Here is a 25,871-nt window from a genome sequence, read left to right on the forward strand (position 1 = left end):
GGGTCATTTGATTTTACTATCATTAGAAAAAAAAACAAACAATATAAGCTACCATTTAGGATGTTTTTTTTATTCTATTGGAATACACAAATCAACAATGCTTAATTTTTCAGGGTGTTCATTAAAATTATTATAATAGATTTCATAAGGATTTCGGTCTGCTTTTTTATATCCATTTTCATTCATCCAAATAAATAAACTAATCCACGATTTTTCAAATTCATTTAATGCAATTTCAAAATGTCCAACGATACATTTTCCTTTTTCAATTGTTGTTAGTCCAATTTCGCCACTAACTTCAACTTTTTGGTTCAATGAAATGCAAGCACTCATTCTTACTTTCTCAGGCTCTGTTATTTTAAAGCTATCGTGATAAATCGTAACTATTTTTAAATTTTCATTTTGTAATAGTCCTTTTGGTGTCGCCCATTTAATTAATTTGTCGTAGGTCTTTTCCATTCCAATGTGGCCAATTTGTGTAATAAAGGCTAGATGCAGTTGAGGCATTTCTTTAATTTCAGTTTTTGCTTTCATTTTAATCCAATTTTGATGATTATTAATGTTGCAAATATATTGTTCGAATGTTTCCTTTTCTTGTCCATTCTTGCTTTCAATTGTACTAATCTTGCTATATTTATTAGGATTTGACTTTCTGAATGCGGTAGGACTTAATCCGTAAAATTTTTTAAAAGTTCTGGTAAATGAGGAATTGCTATTGAACCCATACTGTAAAGAAAGCGTAGTAACTGTAGTTTCTGGTTTATGTAAAAGAATTGAGGCCGTTTTTTCAATTCTTTTACGAGTAATATATTCGTTTAAAGTTTCATTGGTTATTGCTTTGAAAATTCGGTGCAGATGAAATGGAGAATAAAACCCAACTTTAGCTATAGTTTCCAAATTTAATTCTTGGTCTAAATTTTCGTCAATAAACAAGAAAATAGTATTGATTCTTTTAATATAGTCGTCTTTCATATTTTAATTTCTCCATTTAAATCAGTCGTAAGAACAAAACTCAGATGATCAAAAAACGGGCGTACGGTTTTGAAGATGTCGTTTACTTTGTTAGCAAATGCGGAGTCAAGTATTTCTTCATCTGTAAAATTATGTCGCAGTATAAATTGTTTGTGTCTGATTAAATCTATGGCTTCATGGTCTTTAGGGAATCCTTTTGGGAAAGTAGGAACTTTATTTCCGGCCAATGCAACAAAATTATCTTTGATTGGTTTTGCATTTAAAATTTTATACCAAACTGCTGGGTTCAACTCAATATCTTTTCGGATTCTTTTTAAGTCCTCTGGGTTAGGAGAGAAAAAACCACAGGCTAAGAAATTGTTACCGGGTTGAATATTCATATAATAACCGCCTCTTTTTAGTTTAGTAGCTCGTTGTAAGCTAAAAGCAAATCGAGGTTTATAAGGTGCTTTGTCTTTACTAAAACGGACATCGTTATAAATGCGATATAAACTTTTTTTAGCTGAAGTATTTTCAATAGCGTCGTGGCTATTCATAAGCACGATGAGCTGATCTACAAAAGCGATCATATTACTTTGCGCTTCAATGTAGGTTTCCTTGTTATCGTTAAACCAATCTCTATTGTTGTTTATTGCTAAGTTATTCAAAAAAGAAATGCTGCTTGGGAGTATTGAGGAATCTTTCATTTTTAATTTACTTTTGTTCGGAATTCTTTTTAATATGAGTTAATACTCTATCGTGAATTTTATGAATTATAAAATCGCTCCATACTTGCCAATAAAACATAGGTTTTATATTGTGATAATACCAAGTAGTTCCTTCAAGCAAAGTTTTACCATTTTCTAATTTAGTTAATTTAAATTGCCCTTTTTTTGATACAAAATAATCGTGTAAATGTGGCGCATCAATATTCCAAAAACTCAATTCTTTCATTGGTGCTGGCTGTTCAAGTACGTCAAATTTTAATAGTTTTCCCTCATTCCAAACCGTTACAGGCTCAACGAAGCTTCCAGTTGTAAAATTACAATGTCTAATTGCGCCAACTCCCTTTCCTATAATCTTTGCGTTAATTGGGTAAGCAATTCCTGTTTTAAATATAAATTCAGTAGGTTCGTTTAATTGAGGAAATTCAATTACATTTTTCCAAACCTCCATGGGTTTTGCATTTATAATAATTGAAGTTGTTACCGAAGTCAATTCGGGTTTAATTTTATTTTCAATAAATGAAGTTAGCGGAATTATTGCAATAAGGATTAATAAAATTGATGGAGTAGAAGTTGTTAATTTTTTTGATAAAGAGTATCCGATAAGGCTTCCTATCCAAGTTAATATTATTCCTATTGGTGCTGCCATTGCAATGCATATTAAGCCTTCAATTGCAAACACAATTAGAGCTAATGTACAAATTGCGAGAGTTATATGCCCAATCCAAATTGCTTCACTTTTAGTTATTATATTTTTGTAACCATAAAGTATTGTTGAGCAAAATCCAATTAGAAAAGGTGTTAGGATAAAAAGTGCAATTCCGTATTCTCCAATTCCATAGATACCGAAAAGTGATAAAAGTCCTGCAATTATTACAGTGATTGTTATTGAAAACCATTTTCGTTTGGTCTCATTTAAAAGAATTAAATTATCCAATAATTTCATATGTTATTAGTCTTTTATTCGTTTATAAAACTTTAAGCTATAACGTTATGCCACTTAGCTAGGTTGTGGAGTTATGAAAACGAGTACTTTCTGCTGAACGTAAACGTTATTAAAAACGATAATTCCACTAAAACCACAATCTTGCTAAATGGCGGTTGTAGTTAGTGCTTTAAAATGTTTGTGGTTTTCCACCAATCATTATTGTTGCCTTTTCGTGAAATTGATCTCCAATTTTAAAATTAATTGCAGCTTTTTTAAAAGCATCAGCAATTCGCAACGCAGCTGGATCATTTGTTTGATATATAATAATACCTTCCCAAATTACTCCTAGCGGGAATTCTTTTTTGTCAACTTTCCAACCCGAGTCAAGAAAAGTTTTAAAAATATCTGCCGCGTACATACCAGATTCTGGATCCCCCATAGTTTCAATATTAAACGTTGATGGATTTTTCGAAAGTTCAGTAACTAAAATTCCATATTGTTTTTGATCAATATGTCGACTAGAAAATTTTATCCTCAACTCTATGTTCTGCTTTTCAACTTCAGCTGCACGAAGATTAGATTTTGCAGCACTTTTATTTGCTTGCGCAGCAACTTTATTTGCAATTGCAGCATTTTCATTGGCTTTAGCTGCATCAGCTTTTGCAGTAATCGTCATACTCTCATTTTTCGCTGTTCTCTCATTGCTATATTGTTCTCTAATTGAACCACTTTTAATCGCTACGATTGTTGCTATTAAAGTGATTGTAGTGCCAAGGATTAGAGCAATATTTGCATAGTTATAAATAGTGTCTGCTGTTGAAGATGATATATTGAACATTCTTTTAAAGTTTATATTTCTATATTTTTTCTGCGTAAAAATCGGGGGCATTGACTACAACTTGTATATATCATCAAATGTATGCAATTTTTGTAATCTATAAATTTAATTATCTAAACTGTTTCTTGTTGTATTCAGTTTGTAATGTTACTCCATTAAACTACATTCAAAACCTAAATGCCCTAGCCCCGATAGGAGCGGCATCCTTTATGTTCTTTCTTTAAGAACATAAAGATACAGCGGATAGCGGGAAGTTGCTCCTTATCATTATTAAAACTGTCACCCTGATTATAGCGTTTTCTCAATGACAGTCTGCTTAAAATGTCATCTTGTCAGATTTATTTCCGCCAATTTTAACAAAAACTGACAATTTCCTATGACCATAAGCATTGGCACAAAGATTGACTTATGCACCTTGAGTTAATAAAATTAGTATACATTATAATTAAATATAAATAAAAATGGGTAAAATAATCGGAATTGATTTAGGTACGACAAACTCTTGTGTTTCTGTAATGGAAGGTAACGAGGCAGTTGTTATTCCTAACGCAGAAGGAAAAAGAACAACGCCATCTATCATCGCTTTTGTAGAAGGTGGAGAAATTAAAGTGGGAGATCCTGCAAAAAGACAAGCAGTAACTAATCCAACTAAGACTATTGCTTCTATTAAACGTTTTATGGGACATTCTTTTGCTGAAATTACAAACGAAGCAAAAAGAGTTTCTTACAAAGTAGTAAAAGGGGACAACAATACACCACGTGTTGATATTGATGGTCGTTTATACTCTGCTCAAGAATTGTCAGCAATGACACTTCAAAAAATGAAAAAAACTGCTGAAGACTATTTAGGTCAAACAGTTACTGAAGCAGTTATTACTGTTCCTGCTTACTTTAATGATGCACAACGTCAAGCGACAAAAGAAGCTGGTGAAATTGCAGGTCTTAAAGTAATGCGTATCATCAATGAGCCAACTGCTGCGGCACTTGCTTACGGATTAGATAAAAAAGGAACTGATCAAAAAATTGCAGTTTACGATTTAGGTGGAGGTACTTTTGATATCTCTGTTCTTGAATTAGGAGACGGAGTTTTTGAAGTGTTATCTACAAATGGAGATACTCACTTAGGTGGAGATGATTTTGACCACGAAATTATTGACTGGTTAGCTGACGAATTTAAAACTGAAGAAGGAATTGACTTGCGTCTTGACCCAATGTCTTTGCAACGTTTGAAAGAAGCTGCTGAAAAAGCAAAAATTGAATTGTCTTCTTCTACTGAAACTGAAATCAACTTACCTTACGTAACGGCTACAGCTTCAGGACCAAAACACTTAGTTAAAAAATTAACTAGAGCACAATTTGAAAAATTAACTGATTCTTTAGTTAAACGTTCTATGGCACCAGTTGCTAAAGCGCTTAAAGATGCAGGTTTATCAGTTTCTGATATTGACGAAGTGATCCTTGTAGGAGGTTCTACTCGTATGCCAAGAATTGCTGACGAAGTAGAAAAATTCTTTGGTAAAAAAGCGTCTAAAGGAGTTAACCCTGATGAAGTTGTTGCAATTGGAGCAGCTATTCAAGGTGGAGTTCTTTCTGGAGATGTAAAAGATGTATTGTTACTTGACGTTACACCTTTATCTTTAGGTATCGAAACTATGGGTGGTGTTATGACTACATTAATTGAGTCTAATACAACTATTCCAACTAAAAAATCTCAAGTTTTCTCTACAGCTGCAGATTCTCAACCAACTGTTGAAATCCACGTTTTACAAGGAGCTAGAGCAATGGCTGCTGATAACAAAACTATCGGTCGTTTCCATTTAGATGGTATACCACCAGCACCAAGAGGTGTTCCACAAATTGAAGTAACTTTTGATATTGATGCTAATGGTATCATCAAAGTTTCTGCAACTGATAAAGGAACTGGAAAATCTCATGATATTCGTATCGAAGCTTCTTCTGGATTAACTGCTGAAGAAATCGAAAGAATGAAACAAGACGCTGAAGCTAACGCTGAGTCTGACAAAGTTGCAAGATCAAGAGCTGAAAAATTGAACGAAGCAGATGGAATGATCTTCCAAACTGAAACTCAATTGAAAGACCTTGGAGCAAAATTATCTGATGAGAACAAAGTTGCTGTAGAATATGCATTGACTGAATTGAGAATGGCTCACCAATCTCAAGACATTCCAGCTATTCAAACTGCACTTGATAACATCAATGCTGCATGGAAAACTGCTACTGAAGCAATGTATGCTCAAGGAGAACAAGGGCAAGCGGATGCACAGCCACAAGCTGAAGCTGAAGGAGACAATGTTCAAGATGTAGATTACGAAGAAGTAAAATAATCATTTCTGTAGAGACATGATTTATTATGTCTCTTACATCATACAAAAACCGTTCACTACTAGTGAACGGTTTTTTTTTGTTTTATATGAAAATATGATTTTTCTCATAGAAAAAGACTTCAGTTGTAGTTATTTTTGTTTTAGATTATAAAAAAATTATAAATTGGTATTTCAAATATGTTAAGGACTATTAGATTCCTAAAAGTTTTTTGTAATATTACTGTAGATACTATTTTGCATGAGAAAAATTAAATTTAAAAAAAGCCGTAAATCACAATCCAACCCATTAGAATATACTGGGAAGCATAAAAAGTTTGAGTCAGAAATGCAATTATTTGTATATGATGATTTAGAAGTTACGGAATATGATGATTTTGAAATTGAAGATTTAAAAAAATGCATTTTTAAAGATAAAATCAATTGGCTCAATTTACACGGTTTAAATGAATTTGAAATCATTGAAGCTATTGGGGAGTTTTTTAAAATTGACAACTTTATACTATCGGATATTTTAAATACAACAAGAAGAACAAAAGTAGAGGAGTCTTCTAACAATTTGTTTTTTAATATAAAATCTTTATTACCTACTGAAAACTCAGATAATATAAGTGCTGAACAAATTAGTTTTTTAATACTGGACGGTGTTTTAATCTCATTTCAAGAAAAACGTTCTGATTTTTTCACACATATCAGAGAAAGAATAAGAGATCACTCTGGTATGGTGCGATTAAAAAAAGCTGACTTTTTACTGTATCTTCTTTTGGATGCAATTATGGAAAATTTTTATGTGACTATTGAGAATGAAGAAGACAAAGTAGAGGAGTTAATCAATATTTCTAAAAGTAGTGCTGATCCAGAAATCTTAGTCCGAATTGAAAAACACCGCGATAATTTTAATTTTTTAAAACGATCTATTATTCCGCTTCGAGATTCCTTATATGCAATTAAAAGTTTAAAAGAGGATGATGATTTTAAAATAATAGAGCAAGAAACATTCAGTTATTTTTCAAGATTACATCAAAAAACGTTAGAGTTATTGGAACAAATAGATTCAGATATGGGAATGCTAGAGAGTGCTTCCAATTTCTTTTTTTCATCACAATCCCATAAGATGAATGAGATTATGAAAACACTTACCATTGTATCGGCAATTTTTATTCCGTTGACGTTTATAGTAGGAGTTTATGGAATGAACTTTGAACATATGCCAGAATTAAAGTACGAAAATGGCTATTATACAGTGATAGGTATAATGTTATTAATAGGAATTATAATGATTTTCTATTTTAAAAGAAGGCGTTGGTTTTGAGTTTAGTGCATAGGGTGTAGAGGAGAAAGAAGAAAGAAGAAAGAGGAAAGAAGACAGAGAATAGACTAAAAGGGAAGAGAATTAGTAGTTTAGGGATGAGTTGGGATTTTTATAATTGGAAATCAAAATAATAATATAAAATAAATAGAATGAACAAGGCTGTATATATTGCAACTAGTGAACACAATAGCGGGAAGTCTATCGTAACTCTTGGCTTGATGAGTATGTTGATAGGTAAAACGGCCAAAGTGGGTTATTTTAGGCCTATAATTGAAGATTTTGAAGATGGAAAATTAGACAACCATATTGAAACTGTAATTTCCCATTTTGGATTGGATATTGATTTTGAAGATGCTTTTGCTATTACCAAGAGCAAATTAATCAAAAAAAAGAACAAAGGTAAGATAGGTGAGGTGCTAGATTTGATTATTGAAAAATATAAAAAACTGGAGGAACAGTTTGATTTTGTTCTAGTAGAAGGAACTAGTTTTAGTGGTGAAGGCACGGTTATAGAATTAGATATGAATGTGCTTATTGCCAAAAATCTTGGAATACCAACAATTATTGTGGGTTCGGGTGTTGGTAAAACTTTAGAAGAACTAATTGATAGTTTGTATTTAGCTTACGATTCTTTCAAAGTAAAAGAAGTAGAAGTTTTGGCTGTTATTGCCAATAAAGTGCAACCTCAGAATGTTAAGTTAGTTACTGATGGCTTGAAAGCCAGTTTACCAAAAGAAGTATTAGTAAATGCAATTCCGATTATATCCAGTTTAAATAACCCAACTATTAAAGAGATTGTTGACGAATTAGATGCCAAAGTTCTTTTTGGAAAAGAGTTTTTAAATAATGAAATTGGGAACTTTAGTGTAGGTGCCATGCAATTGCATAACTATCTATTGCACTTAAAAGAAAATGCATTGGTGATTACTCCAGGAGATAGAGCCGATATTATTTTGGGTGCTTTGCAAGCTAATGAATCGGCTAATTATCCAGCTATTTCAGGAATAGTATTAACAGGAAACATTATCCCAGAAGATAGTATTTTAAAATTGATTGAAGGATTGACTAGTATAGTCCCTATAATATCTGTAGTAGGAGGAACATATAGTATTACGAACAGAATAGGTAATATAAAATCTCAAATCTATGCTGATAATACACATAAGATAGAAACATCGATAAATACCTTTGAGAAATTTGTTGATGTGGATGATTTATCTGCTAAATTAAGTGCTTTTCACGCAGATGGAATGACTCCAAAAATGTTTCAATACAATCTAGTAAAGAGAGCTCAAAAACATAGAAAACACATTGTTTTACCAGAAGGGAATGATGAACGTATCATTATTGCGGCCTCTCGTTTATTGGCAATGGATGTAGTCGATATTTCCATTATTGGTAATAAAAAGCAAATTGAGCACAAAGTAGCAGAGTTGGGTATTGCTTTTGATTTTTCAAAAGTGGATATTATCAATCCAATTGAGTCTGAGAAATATGAAGATTATGTAAACACCTACTATGAGTTGCGTAAGAACAAAAATGTAACTATAACTATGGCCAAAGATTTAATGGAAGATGTATCCTATTTTGGTACCATGATGGTGTATAAAGGAGATGCTGACGGAATGGTTTCTGGTGCAGCACATACTACACAACATACCATTTTACCCGCTTTACAATTCATCAAGACAAAACCAAATACTTGTATTGTTTCCTCTATATTTTTTATGTGTTTAGAGGATCGAGTTTCGGTTTTTGGAGATTGTGCCATTAACCCAAATCCTACTGCAGAACAATTGGCTGAAATTGCGATTTCTTCAGCCGATTCAAGTGCGGCATTTGGTATCGAACCTAAAATCGCCATGTTATCTTATTCTTCAGGAGCTTCTGGAAAAGGAGATGAAGTAGATAAAGTAAGAAAAGCAACAGAAATTGTAAGAGAAAAACGCCCCGACTTAAAAATCGAAGGGCCTATACAATATGATGCTGCCGTAGATATGGAAATTGGTCAAAGTAAAATGCCAAATTCAGAAGTAGCAGGACAAGCCAGTGTGCTTATTTTTCCTGATTTGAACACAGGAAACAATACTTATAAAGCGGTTCAAAGAGAAACAGGAGCTTTGGCTATAGGACCAATGTTACAAGGTTTAAACAAGCCTGTAAATGATTTAAGCCGTGGTTGTACGGTAGATGATATTATAAATACAGTCGTGATTACAGCGATTCAAGCACAAGGTTTGTAAAATATTATTTAAAGATTGAAAATTTAATGATTTAAATAATAGTTGTTTCATCTTTCAATCTTTCAATTTTTAAATTTAAGTTTAATGAAAATAGTCATAATAAATTCAGGCAGTTCATCTATAAAATACCAACTAATTAACATGCCATCAAAGGAGGTAATTTGTAATGGTATGATTGATCGAATAGGATTGGAAACTTCTAATTTTACTTATAAAACAGATAAAGACAGTTTAGAAGAAATTTTGCCAATTGCCAATCATAAAATTGGATTAGAGAAAATTGCTCAGTTGTTGATGGATGACAAAGTAGGAGTGATAAGGAGTACAAAAGAAATTGATGCTGTTGGACATCGGGTAGTGCATGGAGGAGCTAGTTTTTCGGATACTGTAATTATCGATACTGATGTAAAAGAAAAAATAAAACAACTTTTTGATTTAGCACCGTTGCATAATCCAGCGAATTTAGAAGGGATTATAGTTGCTGAGGAGATTTTTGGAACGGCAAAACAAGTAGCTGTTTTTGATACTGCTTTTCATCAAACGATTCCTGTTTTGGCACATAAATTTGCGTTGCCAAATTATCTTTTGACAGAAAATAAGATTAGGGTCTATGGATTTCATGGAACCAGTCATAAATATGTTTCGGAAAAAGCGATTGATTATTTAGAGAAAAGCTCAAAAATAATTACAATTCATTTAGGTAATGGCTGCAGTATGACTGCCATTAAAGACGGAAAAAGTATCGATCATACGCTTGGTTTTGGACCTATGAACGGGCTAATTATGGGAACACGTTCTGGTGATGTTGATCAATCAGTAATTTTTTATCTGGTTAATTCATTAGGCTATTCATTGGATTCAGTGAATACAATGTTGCAAAAACAAAGTGGGATGTTAGGTCTTACTGGATATAGTGATTTACGGGATATTGAAGATAATGCTGAAAAAGGGAATTTAGATTGCCAGTTAGCATTAGCAATGAATGCCTATCGAATTAAAAAATACATTGGTTCTTATGCTGCTGTTTTGAACGGTCTGGATGCGATAATTTTTACCGCAGGAATTGGAGAAAATTCTTCTTATATCAGGAAATTAGTATGTACCGATATGGATTATTATGGTATTGAATTGGATCATGCTAAAAATGAAACCCGTTCCAAAGAAATTCGGGAAATCAACACTTTAGATTCAAAAACTAAAATTATGGTGATTCCAACTAACGAAGAAATAGAAATTGCAAATCAAGTTTATCATTTACTTTTGAGTTAAAACTAATCCTGTTTTGTAAAAAGCTTCTCGGTTGAGGAGCTTTTTTTATGCCTAAAAATCGAATAAATCTGATTATATTTGAAAATAAAAACTTCCCAAAATTGAAAGCCAAGACAATACCATTATTCTTTTTCTTTTTTCTATCTATTCAACTATGCGCTCAGGATTTACTGCCTTTTGTAGAAAATTACAGCAAATCCAATTACCAAGGCGACAACCAAATTTGGAATGTAGCTCAAGGAACTGATGATGCCATGTATTTTGCTAATAATTATAACTTGTTGCGTTATGATGGTGTAAAATGGGAAAAATATTCTTTGCCAAACAAAACAATTATTCGATCTATAATGGTAGACGGAGACCGAATATATTCAGGTTCTTATAAAGAATTTGGGTATTGGTTTCGTAAAGGCGGTAAGATGCAATATGTTTCGCTATCGAAAGGGAACAAAGTATTTGATGACAAGAATAATGAAGAAATTTGGAAGATAATTAAATTTAAAGGACAAATTTATTTTCAGTCATTTAATAGTCTTTTCCTTTTTGACGGAAAAGCAATCAAGCAAATAAAATTTCTTTTTTTAGCTTCTTATTGCTTTGTTGTAGACAATCAACTATTGATAGCATCAGTAGAGAAAGGGATTTATAAAATGAATCAAGGGATTATTCAAAAAGTGAATGAATGGTCCATTTTAGAAAATAATGTAATCCATGCCATTCAAAAACACGACGGCAAGACCTATTTTTTTACTAAAAAAAATGGAGTTTATGTATTAGAAAATAATACTCTTATTCCATGGAAAAATGCATTAAACACGATGCTGAAATCAGCAAATATAAATGTGGCTGAATTCATTAAAAATAATAAATTAGTAATTGGTACCGCAAGTAAAGGAGTTTTTATTTTTGATTTAAATGATGGTTCTTATACAAACATCAATAGAAATAATGTATTGATGAATAATTCTATTTTGAGTATTGGCCACGATAAAGAAGATGATCTTTGGTTAGGCTTGGATAATGGAATTGCACATATCGAAGTCAACTCACCTGTATCTATTTTTTATGACAGCTCCGGTATTCTAGGATCGGTTTATTCTGTTGCCAGTATTCCAAAAGGGTATTTAATGGCTTCTAATCACGGGGTATATAAATATGTTTACAAACAGTTATTGCTAATTCCCAATTCAGAAGGTCAAGCATGGAATATTAGTAAAATCAATAATAAATTCCTTATTGGTCATAATGAGGGGACTTTTATTTATGAAAATGATTCCTTTTATAAATTGAGTTCTATAAATGGAGGTTGGAATATGACCAAGAGTAGCATCAATAATTCTTTTATTCAAGCTACTTATAGCGGTGTGGTAATTTACAATGATGTTAACGATTTAAGCAAACATATTGTAGTGAAGGGAGTATTGAAACCAATTAAATATGTTGCGCAGAATAGAAAAAATGAAATATGGGCCGCTGATAATAACAGAGGTCTTTATCGAATAGTCTATAATGATGCATATGAAACACTAAGTGTAGATAATGTAACACAACTGAGTAAGATAACGAATGATTTTGGGGTTAAAATAGTGGAATTCCGTAATGAAATTCTTTTTTTAATACATCATACTTGGTATACGTACAATTCAATTACTAATCAATTAGAAGAAAACGAATTATTTAATGTGAATTTTAAAAACGTTTCCGATATAGTGACTATTGATGAAAATCATTTTATGGTGCTTAAAGATGGCCTTTTGTATCACATTTTTGCTAATAAAAATAAGTTTATTTGGAATATAGTTCAAGAAAAATATTACAAAGGTAAAATCATTAATGACAATTTGAATGTGTTCAAGAGTAATGATAATTATCTATTAAATTTAGATGATGGTTTTATAAAATTGCAACTAAAATACAATAATAAACCGATCCCAAAAATCAAGGTAGAAGCATTTAATGTAGATCAATTAGTAGTCAATCAATCAAAGATTGATTATAACTCAGAATTAAAACTGCATGTAATTTCAGGTATATATGGAGCAAATAAGCCTAGTCTATTTTATAAAATTAATGATTCAAAAGAATTTTTAGGGGTAAAAGAAGGAACGATCGTTCTTAATAATTTGGATAGTGGTGATTATGCAGTTTCTATTTATAATCATGATGGTTTAAATTATAACAAAGTAGCTGAGTTTAGTTATGAAGTAGCTAAACCATGGTATTATTCTTTTTGGATGATTCTATTGTACCTTATTGTAATTAGTGTCATTTTATATGTGTATTATAGATGGAATAAAATTAGATACATTCAAAAATTAGCTTTAAGAGAAGAAGAGTTAAAGCATCAAAAGAAAATTCTTGAAATGGAATTGAAAGCGGAGAATGAGCTAAACAGTCAAGAGTATGAAAAACACATTCTAGAATTAGAATTGCAATCTAAATCATCAGAAGTTGCTGGAAAATCACTTTCGATAGCTAAGCAAAGTGAGATGATTGAAAAAATTCAAGGGATTTTAAATACGGAAACCGATATTAATAAATTAACGAGTGAAATTAAAAAGGCGATAAAAATTAACGCAGTTAATAAACATGAATGGGAAACTTTTGAAACTAATCTCAATCAGATTCATAATGAGTTTATAATAAATCTTTCTAAAAAGTTTCCAATTCTGACACCTAAAGATATCAAGCTTTGCATTTACTTAAAAATGAACCTTTCTTCAAAAGAGATCGCTCCCATGATGAATATTTCATATAGAGGGGTTGAATTACACCGTTACCGTCTTAGAAAGAAATTGAACCTTGTTCAGGATGAAAATCTATCCAAATTTTTATTAATGATATAAAAACAACTCTATTTTTATAGATAGTTTATTATTTACATTATTTTTTTACGGAATTACAACTCATCATTACTACATCATAACGATGTAGTCGAGTACTCATTTTCCTTGACAGCCTCTTTATAGCGTTGATTTGTTAGTTGTTTCTTTTCATTTGATGTGGCTATGTAGTAATTCCTTTATAGTTACTATAACGTTGTAATTATCTAATTTGGCTCCACTAACTTTAACAAATTATTAATACATGAGAAATTTTATTTTGAGCTTTATAGCACTCATCCTACTTCCAGCTTATATGTCTGGTCAAGTAATTAAGGGAAAAGTATTAGATAAAAATGGAATGGGAATACCAGGAGCAATTGTGGTATCTTCAAGTTCAAATACTGATACTGATTTTGACGGAAATTTTAATATCAATGCCAAAGTAGGCGAGACATTAAAAGTGACCATGTTGGGTTTTGAAGCTGTTTCTATAACTGCTACAGCTGCCCCAATGACTATAACACTGTTGGATTCCAAAGACACTGCACTAAAAGAGGTAGTAGTAATTGGGTATGGAACTAGAAAAAGATCCGATAATACTTCGGCAACTACTTCAATAAAGGCAGAAGAAATTTCGAAAACTAAAGTATTGAATGCATCACAAGCTATTCAAGGTAAAGCAGCAGGGGTGCAAGTTATTGCTTCTGATTTGCCTGGTTCAACTCCAACGGTTGTGATTAGAGGTTTAGGAACTGCTTTAGGAGGAAGATCTCCTTTGTATGTTGTTGACGGAATGCCAGTAGAAAACATAAATAATATTAATACAAATGATATTACTTCTTACGATATTTTGAAAGATGCATCTGCATTAGCAATTTATGGTAATAGAGCAGCAAATGGGGTAATTTTAATTACAACAAAAAAAGGGAGTGGAGAGAAAGCAACTGTTGAATTTGAATCTTATGCCGGTTTTAGAAATGCATTAAAGAATGTAAAAATGGCGGGTAGCAACAAGTATTCTTATTATTCTAATGTAGCTTTGGGAAATACTACTTTCTCACAAGACCAACCAACTAATACGGATTGGTACAAAGCAATTACTAGAACAGGATCATACACACAAAATAATGTTTCAGTTTCAGGTTCATCTGAAAATGTAAAATACTTTTTTAGCTTGGGTCACTATGATGAAAAAGGAATTTTGGATGGATTGGATTATAATAGGTTGACTTTAAGAAGTAACAATGATTTCAAAATTTCTAAAAGAATCAATTTATCTCAAAATTTCAGTGTAGGATTTACGCATTCAACTCCAAAACCGTTATCAGCATTTACAAATGCGTATAAGCAATCACCAATCGTTCCCGTGTATTTTCCTTCTGGACAATATGGTGTACCATTTGTTGGTTCAAACGGCTTTGCTTCTACAAGCGGATCTGCATTTAATAATGTGGGGAATCCAGTTGCGCAATTAAACTTTTTTGATGAACAACAAAAAAGTATCACCATGCAAGGTGGTTTAAAACTAGATGTTGAGTTACTTAAAGGATTGAAATTCACTTCTCAGTTTAATGCGGAATATTATACTTGGAAAAATTACAATTATGAAGACACTCAAAAAATTTGGTTGGCTGCTGATCCTACACGAGTAGCAAGTACGTATTCATCTACTGCCAATATCAATTTATTGACTAAAGAAAATGAAGATTATTTCAATTGGAATTTATCAAATTATTTAGTGTATAATAAGGTAATTGGCAATCATGATATCGAATTAATGGCAGGTGTGGAGCAATCATCAAAAGGCGCAAGAGAACACATAAAAATCTCAAGAAAAAATGTGAATGCAAATGAAAACTATTGGTCCTTATCTGGAGTTGATTATGCTGCTAATGTTACGAGTTTGACTGATGTTGTCAATAATGAAAGAAGTTTGTCTTCTTATTTTGGTCGTTTCCAGTACAAGTTTATGGATAGATATTTGATTACAGGAACGGTAAGAAGAGATGGATCTTCTCAATTTGCCAAAGATTATCGTTGGGGAACTTTCCCTTCAGTAGGATTAGGTTGGATTATTTCTAAAGAAAGTTTTTTAGCTGATGTTAAAGGAATCGACCTATTAAAATTACGTGGAGGTTGGGGTAAATTAGGAAATCAAAATGTTCCATTGAATAATCAATCTTTTGCTTCTGGTTTAGACAGTTATTTAGGAGGTTCAATATTGTATCCTGGCGTAAGTGTTGATTCACAAGTTGACCCTAGCTTATCTTGGGAAATTACTGAGGAAAAAACAATAGGTTTAGATTTTGAGTTTATGGACCGCAGATTAAAAGGAGCTATTGATTTATATGATAAAAAAACTAACAATGTAATTTTAGATACTAAACCTTATTTAACAGCAGGTGTAGGTTCTACCTCACCAGCACATGTAGGTGCGGTTTCAAACAAAGGGTATGAATTATCATTACGTTGGGATGATAAAATAAATGATAATGTATCGTATTGGATAGGTGGTAACTTCTCAAATAATAAAAATGAGTTGACAAGCTTAAGTAATCCTAATTTACCTGATAAAATTGGTGGAGGTTTAGGAAATGGACAATGGACAAAATTGTTGAACAGTACTTCAATAGGACAACCCTTAGGGAGCTTTTTCTTATATGAATATGCAGGTTATGATGCAAATGGTCAAATGCAATATTTAAAAGCCGATGGTTCAATTGTTAGCCAAGGATTATTAAGTATTGAAGACAGAAAATATGTTGGTTCAATATTACCAAAATCAACTTACGGAATTTCATTGGGTGTAAATTATAAAAACTTTGATTTCTCAGTTGATGGATACGGAACGAACGGTAGTAAAGTATACAATGGTAAAAAAGCACAACGTTTTTCTGGTGAAAACATTGAAAATGTATTGGCAACAGATTTCTTTACTGTTAATAATACTACAGCTGTAAATCCAGCTCCTTTCAATCAAGTGCCAGTTGCATCAACTTACTATATGGAATCAGGTGATTTCTTCAGAGTAAATAACATTACCTTAGGATACAAACTACCTATAAAAAGTGCGTTTATCAATTCAGCAAGAATTTACTGCAACGCAATAAATCCTTTTATTACTCAAAAATTCTCAGGATTTTCACCTGAATTAAATGGTGATGGAGATCCTTATGGTTCACAAGGTGTTGAACTGGATGCATATCCTGTTTTGAGATCTTTCGTATTAGGTGCTAATTTAAAATTTTAATAAGATGAAAAAGATATATATATCAGCATTTGTGCTTTCGGCATTGTTTTTCTCAGGATGCACAAATGATTTTTTAGATACAAAGCAAACAGAAACCATATCAACTACAGATTTAGCTTTGTTTAACAATAATGCTGGAGCTCAAGGTTTTGTTACTGCAATTTACAGTAAGTTCACAGATTGGAATATGAGTTCTTTCTCATGGATAGGGCTATCAAGTATTACATCTGATGATGCGGATAAAGGTTCTTCTCCAGGGGACACAGGATCAGATAAAGATTTGATGGATGCGTTAACATATAATGCTTCTAGTGGATCTGTTGAAGAGGTTTTTACTGCTAATTATCAAGGAATTAATAAATGCAATCAAGCACTGTCATTCCTTCCTCAATTAGACCAAGCTGATGCTAGTTTGAGAGCTCGATTAATAGGTGAAGCCAAGTTTTTACGAGCATTTATGTATTTTACATTAGTAAAAACATATGGAGGAGTTCCAATTGTAGATCATTTACCAAATCCTTCTTCAGATGAAGATAGAGTGATGCAATTAACTCGTAAAAGTACTGCAGAGGTATATGCATTTATTGTAAGTGATTTAACAGATGCAATTGCTGTTTTACCTGCGAAAGGTTCTTATGCTGCTTCTGAAAAAGGAAGAGCTTCTATAGGTGCTGCTTATGCTTTATTATCTAAAGTGTATTTATACCAAAAAGAATGGCAAAAAGCATTGGATAATGCAAACCTTGTTACGGGATATTCATTAGTTACTGATTATGCTTCTCAATATAAAATTACAGGAGAAAATGATTCGGAATCTATTTTTGAAATTCAAGGTACTGGTTCAACTCCAGCCAAAGGAATTCAAGGATATTCTGCTACCCAAGGTGCTCGTGGTGCTGGTGGATGGGGATGGGGTTTCAATACTCCTTCAATGAGTTTAGTAAATGCATATGAAACTGGTGATGTTAGAAAAAATGCGACTATCATTTTTGCAGGAACCACTTTATATGATGGTAGAGTAGTACCACTAACCGTTGAAAATCCAAGATACAATTACAAAGCGTATTCTTCAGCTTATACTGATGCTTGGGATTCTGACGTAAATATTAAATACTTAAGATATGCCGAAGTTTTATTAATAAAAGCAGAGGCTATGAATGAACTTGGGCAAACGGCGACTGCAATTCCAATTTTAAACCAAATTAGAAATAGAGCAGGTTTGGCTAATACTACTGCCGTTTCTCAAGCAGATGTTAGAACTGCTATTTGGAAAGAAAGAAGAGTTGAGTTGGCTTTTGAGCATGATAGATTTTATGATTTGGTAAGAACGGGTCAAGCACCAGCTGCATTTGCTATTGATGGAAAAACGTTTGCCGTAGGTAAAAACGAACTTTTCCCAATACCTCAAAAGTTTTTAAGTGAAGCCAATGGTTTATCGACTCAAAATCCTGGGTACTAATTTTTTAAAATTGTAATTATGAAAATAAATAAATTTATATACTTTCTTGCTACTATAGTTGCAGCTCCATTATTTGTAAGTTGTGCAGGAGATAGCTTAGACACAGTTAATAGCCCAATTGCCTATGAAGCAATTGGGGGCTATGATAACTCAGATGATATTGCTGCAAGTAACTTACTTGTTAAATTAAGTTTTGATGATAATTTAACTGATAGTAAAAACAATATTACTGGATTAGTTGGTAAAAACGTTGGGTACACTCAAGGAATAAAAGGGAATGCCTATAATGGTTCAAGCTCTGAAGAGCGTTATGCAATTGGAAATGCTACAACTGCAATTACATCTTTAAACAATTATACAATTTCATTTTGGATGAATACGGCTAATACTGTTGATCCTGGAACTCCAGGTCAAGGTAAAGGGGCACAAGGTATTTTTTCTATTGTAAGACCAGTTGAATTTTGGGGTGGAATTAATGTTTTTATGGAAAATCCTGATGGCGCTTTCCCAAACAGAATAAGATTAAAATTAGGTGTTGAAAATGGAAGAGCAGGTGTTGCTTGGAGAGGTCAAGGAGCTATTATGAATTTAGACAATAGTTTGAACCAATGGGTCCATGTTGTATTTAGTTATAATGCTACAAATAGTACAATTTCGGCCTATGTAAACGGTGAATTAGCTACTAATTTATCTGGTTTTGCTTATGCACCTTCAGCAGGTGTTGCAGGTGTAGCAACCTGGTATGCTGATAATCCAGGAAGTGTAGACAATATCAATAATGCTCCAAAATACGGAAATTTTGAAATGGCAGGTACCAATGGCAAAGTTGTTTTTGGAACACACCAGTTTGAAACTACACCTGCACTTAATAATGGTTCACAACAAGATTGGGCTACTAGTTATGCAGGATTAATGGATGAATTTAGAATATATAATGTTTCCCTTTCTAATAATGATGTGAAAGCATTGTATTTATTAGAAAAAGACAATAGATAAAAAATCTTATAAACCTCTAGTTTAAAAAACTAGAGGTTTAATTATTAATCCTAATTATATTATTAAATGAAGATTTCATTATGTTTCATAGCGCTAATTAGTCTTTTTAATTCTTGTTCGTCATCTGGTCCTGATACAAAAGGAGGTACAGGAACTCCATTACCTACTACTCCCACAGTTCCAGTTCCAGTTTTGTCTGATGCTGAAGTTTTAGACCAAGTTCAAAAAGATGCTATAAAGTATTTTTGGGATTATGCTGAACCCAACTCAAAATTAGGAAGAGAACGCTATCATACAGACAATCCTAGTTTCGAGGCAAACAAAGTCACAACTGGAGGTTCTGGTTTTGGGTTAATGTCATTGATTGTTGGTGTTGATAGAGGTTTTATTCCAAGAGTTGAAGCCGTAACTAGAATGACTTCTGCCATGGATTTTTTGGATAAAGCAGATCGTTTTCATGGTGCTTGGGCACATTGGATGGATGGAACAACAGGGCATGCCATCTCATTTGGTAATAAAGATGATGGTGGTGATATCGTTGAAACAGCTTTCCTGTGTCAAGGATTGATTGCTGTTAGAGAATATTTTAAAAACGGAAATACCCAAGAAATGGCATTATCGGCCAAAGCTGATAATTTATGGAAAGGGGTAGAATGGAGTTGGTATACTAATGGAGAAAACGCCATGTATTGGCATTGGTCTCCTACCTATCAATGGGAAATGAAATTTAAATTAGAAGGATATAACGAATGTTTGATTGCTTACATACTTGGAGCAGCTTCACCTACTCATCCAATTCCTGCTGCGGCATATCATGAAGGATGGGCAAGAAGCGGAACTATTGTAACTGGAAAAACACAATACGGAATTCCTTTAATTTTTAAATACAATACGGTTTCAGGAAATGCGGGGCCTTTGTTTTGGGCACAATATTCGTATTTAGGACTAGATCCTTCACAATTATCGGATCAGTATGCAAACTATTGGGATTTAACACAAAATCAAGCCAAAATTATTTATAGTCATTGTATCGCTAATCCAAAAGGATGGAAAGGGTATTCAGATAAATGCTGGGGGCTTACCGCTAGTTATTCTCGAAATGCTGACGGAACAACCGGCTATTCAGCTCATGACACCGATAATGATTTAGGAGTGATCACGCCAACCGCTGCACTTTCATCTTTTCCATATACGCCAACGGAATCCATGAAGTTTCTACATTATTTATATGATGAGAAAAAATCAGATTACGTAGGAATTGCAGGACCTTATGATGCATTTTCACCGAATTACAACTGGGTTACACCACGTTATTTAGCGATTGATCAAGGAACGATTGCTCCCATGATTGAAAATTACCGTTCGGGTTTAATTTGGAAATTATTTATGAATGCTCCAGAAGTAAAACCAGGCTTAGAAAAACTAGGATTTCATTCGACTAAATATAATTTTTAAAGAATTATGAAGCATAAAATTTTTCTAATTGCACTTTTATTTTCTTTTATAACCTATGCTCAACAGGAAGTAAATGGAATATTAAAAACCGAAATCGTGCAAAAACACGAGATGGGTTACGCCTTACATATTCCAGTGAATACAAAAGAGAAAAAACCATTAATCATTTTTCTTCATGGTTCAGGTGAAAAAGGAACGGACATTGAAAAAGTAAAAATTCATGGGCCTTTTAAATATTTAAAAACACATGAATTGGATGCTTATGTTCTGGCTCCGCAATGTCCTGAAAATGAATATTGGGATTCAGAAGTATTGTATCGTCTTATTTTAAAAATTCAAAAAGAGAATAACATTGATCCAAACCGAATTTACCTTACCGGTTTAAGTATGGGAGGTTGGGGTGCTTGGAATCTGGTTTTTGCGCATCCTGAAACCTTCGCTGCTTTAGTGCCTATTGCAGGTTTTGTAGATAGAGTACCTATGATAGAAAACTGTAAAATTGCCACTATTCCAATTAGAATTTTTCATGGCTTGCTTGATGATGTTGTAGATGTAAATTATTCCATAACAATTTACAAAAAATTAAAAGCGTGTAATACCAATATTCAATTGACCATTTTTGATGATGCTGGTCATGATAGTTGGACAAGAGTGTATGATAACAAAGAAATTTATGATTGGATGTTCCAACAAATAAAAAAACAATAAGAAATGAATAACAAATTTATCATAGTGTTTTTGTGTTTTTCAGTCTTTGGCTTCAGCCAAAAAAAGAAAATCACGAAAGCCGTAACAATCAAACCAAAAGCCGAGTTTGTTGCCGAATTAATGGCAAAGATGACTTTGGATGAAAAAATAGGTCAATTAAATTTACCTACTTCGGGTGATATTACTACTGGGGCTGCCAATAGTTCGAATGTGGCTAAAAATATTGAAGAAGGAAAAGTAGGTGGTTTATTCAATATCAAATCAGTTCAAAAAATTAAAGAAGTTCAAAAGATTGCTGTTGAAAAAAGCCGACTAAAAATTCCATTGCTTTTTGGAATGGACGTTATCCATGGCTATGAAACCACTTTTCCTATTCCGCTAGGACTTTCTTGTACTTGGGATATGAAATTGATTGAAAGAAGTGCTCAAATTGCAGCACAAGAAGCCAGTGCCGATGGGATTAACTGGACTTTTTCACCCATGGTTGATGTTTCTCGAGATCCACGTTGGGGAAGAGTTTCTGAAGGTTCTGGTGAAGACCCATTTTTAGGAAGTGCTATTGCAAAAGCAATGGTGCAGGGATACCAAGGAAATAATTTAGCAAACAACAATACTATTTTATCTTGTGTAAAACATTTTGCTTTATACGGTGCTCCAGAAGCAGGTCGTGATTACAATACGGTCGATATGAGCCGAATCAAAATGTACAATGATTATTTTCCTCCTTACAAAGCGGCGATTGATGCTGGTGTAGGTTCTGTAATGGCTTCTTTCAACGAGATTGATGGAATTCCAGCTACAGGGAATAAATGGTTGATGACAGATGTGTTGAGAAAACAATGGGGGTTTAAAGGTTTTGTAGTGACTGATTTTACAGGAATTCCAGAAATGATTCAGCATGGTATGGGTGATTTGCAAACGGTATCAGCTTTAGCATTAAATGCCGGAATTGAAATGGACATGGTGGGAGAAGGATTTTTAACAACGCTTAAAAAATCATTAGACGAAAAGAAAGTTAGCATTTTACAAATAGACAATGCAGTTAGACTAATTCTAGAAGCAAAATATGATTTAGGTTTGTTCCAAGATCCATATAAATATTGTGATGTAAATAGAGCAAAAACAGAAATTTTCACCAAAGATCACAGAGCCGAAGCTAGAAATACAGCGGCACAATCTTTGGTTTTGCTTAAAAATCAAAATCAATTACTTCCATTAAAAAAGACTGGAACCATTGCTGTTATTGGCCCTTTGGCTGATGCCAAAGAAAATATGGCAGGAACTTGGAGTGTAGCAACCAATATGGATAAATCTATTTCACTTTTAGCAGGAATTAAGGAAGTAACAGGAAATGTGAATGTGCTGTATGCCAAAGGAAGTAATCTAGATTATGATGCTGTTTTTGAAGAAAACGCAACCATGTTTGGTAAAACATTGCATCGTGACAATAGAACAAGTGCGGAGTTAGTAGCGGAAGCTTTAAAAATTGCCAATCAATCAGATGTGATTGTTGCTGCGCTTGGAGAATCTGCTGAGATGAGTGGGGAAAGCAGTAGCCGTACTAAACTGGAAATTCCGCAAGCTCAAAAAGACTTATTGCAAGAATTACTTAAAACTGGAAAACCAGTTGTTCTGGTATTGTTTACAGGACGTCCATTGGTTTTAGTACAAGAAAACGAAACTGTTCCAGCAATATTGAATACTTGGTTTGCGGGTAGCGAAGCTGGTTCAGCAATTGCCGATGTTTTATTTGGTGATGTAAATCCTTCGGGTAAATTATCAGCAACATTTCCTAGAAGTGTAGGACAAGTGCCTATTTATTACAATCAAAAAAATACAGGAAGACCTCTTGGTAATAAAGAAGGAAAGTTTGAAAAATTCAGATCAAATTATATTGATGAAAGAAACGAACCTTTATATCCTTTTGGTTTTGGATTGAGTTATACCACATTTAAATATTCAAATTTAAAAATCTCATCGGAGAAAATGAACGTCAATGATACGGTAAAAGTAAGTGTTGACGTTACTAATGACGGAAATTACGATGGAAAAGAAGTAGTTCAATTGTACATTAGAGATTTAGTGGGTTCAGTTACCAGACCCATAAAAGAGTTAAAAGGATTTCAAAAAATATTCCTTAAAAAAGGAGAAACACAAACAGTGACTTTTGAAATATCAGAAGAAACATTAAAATTTTATAATTCCGAATTGCAATTTGCTGCTGAGCCGGGTGCTTTTGAGGCTTTTGTAGGTACAAATTCTGATACGGATATGAAAGTTGTTTTTGAGTTGAATAAATAGTTTGGTTTTTATTTTACTTGGTTTACCCTTCAGTTTAAGTACTGGAGGGTTTTTTTATGTAAAATTGTATGCTACTATCTGTTACTTATAAGGTAAGAATTTGCTATTTTAGCAATTCTAAAAACGTTACTAAATGAAATACTATTTCTCTTTTTTCCTTCTGTTTGCGATGAGTTTACTTCACGCACAAAGTATTCAATCTCCTTCCAATAAAATAACTTTAAATTTTAAACTTGCTGGAAATGGACAACCTGCTTACTCCGTTAATTATAAAAATAAGACAGTTATTCTTGAAAGTATTCTTGGAATAAAATTAAAAGAAAAACCAGCTTTAGACGCTAATTTTGAAATTACAACATCTACAAAAGCAACATTCAATGAGACTTGGCAACCCGTTTTAGGAGAACAAGCCAATATCGTTAATCATTACAACGAACTTACAATAGCACTAACTCAAAAAGGAACCAATGTAAAAATGAATATCATTTTTCGAGTTTTTGATGAAGGAGTCGCTTTTAGATATGATTTTCCAAGACAAAAAGAATTGAATTATTTCATCATTTCTGATGAAGAAACACAGTTTAATTTAACTGACGACAATAAAGTTTTTTGGATTCCTGGCGATTTTGACAGTAATGAATACGAATATAATGAAACCAAATTATCTGAAATTGATAATACCAAAATCAATATGAACAATGGTATTGGTGTAAAATCAATTCCAGGGAAATATATGGTTCAAACGCCATTGATGATGAAATCTCCGGCAGGATTATATCTCAATATTTTTGAAGCAGCAGTAGTGAATTATCCTGTGATGCATTTAAATGTGGATGTAAACAATTATAAATTAACATCTCAATTAGTTCCTAATGCGATTGGAGATAAAGCCTATTTACAAACGCCATGTGTATCGCCTTGGAGAACGATTATGGTGAGTGACGATGCAAGAGATATTGTGAGTTCCAAAATGATTTTAAACTTAAACGAGCCTTCAAAAATTGAAGATACTTCATGGATCAAACCAATGAAATATGTTGGAATTTGGTGGGAAATGCATGTAGGTAAATCAACTTGGGATTATGCAGGTTCTCAAAATGCTACTAATTTTGCCGATGCTCCCAAAGCGTCAGGAAAACATGGAGCGACTACTGAAAATACAAAAAGATATATTGATTTTGCTGCTAAAAACGGTTTTGATGGCGTTCTAGTAGAAGGATGGAATGTAGGTTGGGAAGATTGGAATGGAAACTGGAAAGAGGAAGTTTTTGATTTCACAACGCCTTATCCTGATTTTGATATAGCTGCTATTTCGGCTTACGCCAAATCAAAAAACGTGAAAATGATTATGCACAATGAAACTTCGGGTTCTGTTGCTAATTTTGAGCGTCATTTAGATCGTAATTTTGAGAACATGGTGAAATACGGTTATCCAGCGACCAAAACGGGTTATGTGGGTAAAATTATTCCTCGCGGAGAATTTCACGACGGACAAACCATGGTGAATCATTTTAATTATGTTGCACGACGTGCCGCCGATTATAAATTAATGGTCAATTCACATGAATCATCACATCCTACAGGTTATGGTAGAACCTATCCTAATTATGTGGCTGCCGAAGCCGCTCGTGGAACGGAGTTCAATGCGTGGAGTATTGGAAATCCTCCAATGCATGAAACAATTTTACCATTTACAAGACTTCTAGGAGGTCCAATGGATTATACTCCAGGAATTTTTGAAATAAAAATGAGTTATTATGACAAAAATAAAACGGAACAAGTGCATACAACATTAGCAAAACAATTGGCTTTGTATGTGACTATGTATTCTCCAATTCAAATGGCAGCCGATTTACCAGAGAATTATGAAAAATATCCCGATGCTTTTCAGTTCATCAAAGATGTCGCTGTAGATTGGGATGAAAGCAAATACCTTGAAGCAGAACCGGGTGATTATTTAACGGTAGTCAGAAAAGCAAAAGGGAAAGAATCATGGTTTCTAGGTGCAATTACTGATGAAAACGCTAGAAAATCAACAATTAAACTTGATTTCTTGACTCCAGGACAAAAATACAAAGCAACAATCTACGAAGACGCAAAAGATGCCGATTGGAAAAAAAATCCAATTGCTTACAAAATAAAAACAATGGAAGTTACGAGTAAATCTAATATCAATTTGAACTTGGCTCCAGGTGGAGGAACTGCTATTAGTTTTGAACCAATAAAATAAAAAAAACCTGCAATATTTAAAGTAATCAGGATTTTAAAA

At 33.0% G+C, this 25,871-nt stretch carries 16 protein-coding genes; 12 read left to right on the plus strand and 4 right to left on the minus strand.

From position 1 onward, the window contains the following. Positions 1-69 precede the first annotated feature (69 nt). From AB3G34_RS05195 to AB3G34_RS05210, 4 genes are all read right to left on the minus strand, one after another. Positions 70-972, minus strand: a complete 903-nt coding sequence (locus AB3G34_RS05195; RefSeq protein ID WP_369753665.1) for a GyrI-like domain-containing protein — start codon at positions 970-972, stop codon at positions 70-72. Next, positions 969-1,658: a DUF2461 domain-containing protein gene (locus tag AB3G34_RS05200; protein WP_369753667.1), complete on the minus strand. Its 690-nt coding sequence runs from the start codon at positions 1,656-1,658 to the stop codon at positions 969-971. The genes AB3G34_RS05195 and AB3G34_RS05200 overlap by 4 nt, the downstream gene beginning before the upstream one ends. A 7-nt stretch (positions 1,659-1,665) precedes the next feature. Next, complete coding sequence (locus AB3G34_RS05205) at positions 1,666-2,622, minus strand: hypothetical protein (RefSeq protein ID WP_369753668.1); 957 nt, start codon at positions 2,620-2,622, stop codon at positions 1,666-1,668. 169 nt (positions 2,623-2,791) lie between these two features. Then, complete coding sequence (locus AB3G34_RS05210) at positions 2,792-3,442, minus strand: hypothetical protein (protein ID WP_369753669.1); 651 nt, start codon at positions 3,440-3,442, stop codon at positions 2,792-2,794. A gap of 461 nt (positions 3,443-3,903) precedes the next feature. Here AB3G34_RS05210 and dnaK point away from each other — a divergent pair, with 461 nt between their 5' ends. The 12 genes from dnaK to AB3G34_RS05270 all read left to right on the plus strand — a co-directional run bounded on the left by dnaK (position 3,904) and on the right by AB3G34_RS05270 (position 25,832). Next, positions 3,904-5,787 carry a molecular chaperone DnaK gene (gene dnaK / locus AB3G34_RS05215; RefSeq protein WP_369753670.1) on the plus strand — a complete coding sequence of 628 codons (1,884 nt, stop codon included), beginning with the start codon at positions 3,904-3,906 and terminating at the stop codon, positions 5,785-5,787. Between the two features lie 238 nt (positions 5,788-6,025). Continuing rightward, entirely contained in the window at positions 6,026-7,096 is a 1,071-nt protein-coding gene (gene corA / locus AB3G34_RS05220; protein ID WP_369753672.1) for a magnesium/cobalt transporter CorA, read from the plus strand. A 149-nt stretch (positions 7,097-7,245) separates the two neighbouring features. After that, positions 7,246-9,339 (plus strand): phosphate acetyltransferase, encoded by a 2,094-nt coding sequence (gene pta, locus AB3G34_RS05225; RefSeq protein WP_369753673.1) that lies wholly within the window; start codon positions 7,246-7,248, stop codon positions 9,337-9,339. 84 nt (positions 9,340-9,423) lie between these two features. Further along, positions 9,424-10,608, plus strand: a complete 1,185-nt coding sequence (locus tag AB3G34_RS05230; protein ID WP_369753674.1) for an acetate/propionate family kinase — start codon at positions 9,424-9,426, stop codon at positions 10,606-10,608. A 101-nt stretch (positions 10,609-10,709) separates the two neighbouring features. Then, positions 10,710-13,454 carry a LuxR C-terminal-related transcriptional regulator gene (locus AB3G34_RS05235; protein WP_369753675.1) on the plus strand — a complete coding sequence of 915 codons (2,745 nt, stop codon included), beginning with the start codon at positions 10,710-10,712 and terminating at the stop codon, positions 13,452-13,454. Between the two features lie 241 nt (positions 13,455-13,695). Next, entirely contained in the window at positions 13,696-16,683 is a 2,988-nt protein-coding gene (locus AB3G34_RS05240) for a SusC/RagA family TonB-linked outer membrane protein (RefSeq protein ID WP_369753676.1), read from the plus strand. Positions 16,684-16,687: 4 nt separating this feature from the next. After that, entirely contained in the window at positions 16,688-18,142 is a 1,455-nt protein-coding gene (locus AB3G34_RS05245; RefSeq protein ID WP_369753677.1) for a RagB/SusD family nutrient uptake outer membrane protein, read from the plus strand. Between the two features lie 18 nt (positions 18,143-18,160). Continuing rightward, a complete protein-coding gene (locus AB3G34_RS05250) occupies positions 18,161-19,138 on the plus strand; it encodes a LamG-like jellyroll fold domain-containing protein (RefSeq protein ID WP_369753678.1) in 978 nt (325 codons plus the stop codon). A 66-nt stretch (positions 19,139-19,204) separates the two neighbouring features. Then, positions 19,205-20,593 (plus strand): glucoamylase family protein, encoded by a 1,389-nt coding sequence (locus AB3G34_RS05255; RefSeq protein WP_369753679.1) that lies wholly within the window; start codon positions 19,205-19,207, stop codon positions 20,591-20,593. Between the two features lie 6 nt (positions 20,594-20,599). Next, complete coding sequence (locus tag AB3G34_RS05260; RefSeq protein ID WP_369753680.1) at positions 20,600-21,301, plus strand: prolyl oligopeptidase family serine peptidase; 702 nt, start codon at positions 20,600-20,602, stop codon at positions 21,299-21,301. Positions 21,302-21,304: 3 nt separating this feature from the next. Next, entirely contained in the window at positions 21,305-23,602 is a 2,298-nt protein-coding gene (gene bglX / locus AB3G34_RS05265) for a beta-glucosidase BglX (protein WP_369753681.1), read from the plus strand. 133 nt (positions 23,603-23,735) lie between these two features. Then, positions 23,736-25,832 carry a glycoside hydrolase family 97 protein gene (locus AB3G34_RS05270; RefSeq protein WP_369753682.1) on the plus strand — a complete coding sequence of 699 codons (2,097 nt, stop codon included), beginning with the start codon at positions 23,736-23,738 and terminating at the stop codon, positions 25,830-25,832. The last annotated feature ends 39 nt before the right edge of the window (positions 25,833-25,871 follow it).

This window comes from Flavobacterium sp. WC2409 (genome assembly GCF_041200085.1).
In the GTDB taxonomy this organism is placed as follows: Bacteria; Bacteroidota; Bacteroidia; order Flavobacteriales; family Flavobacteriaceae; genus Flavobacterium.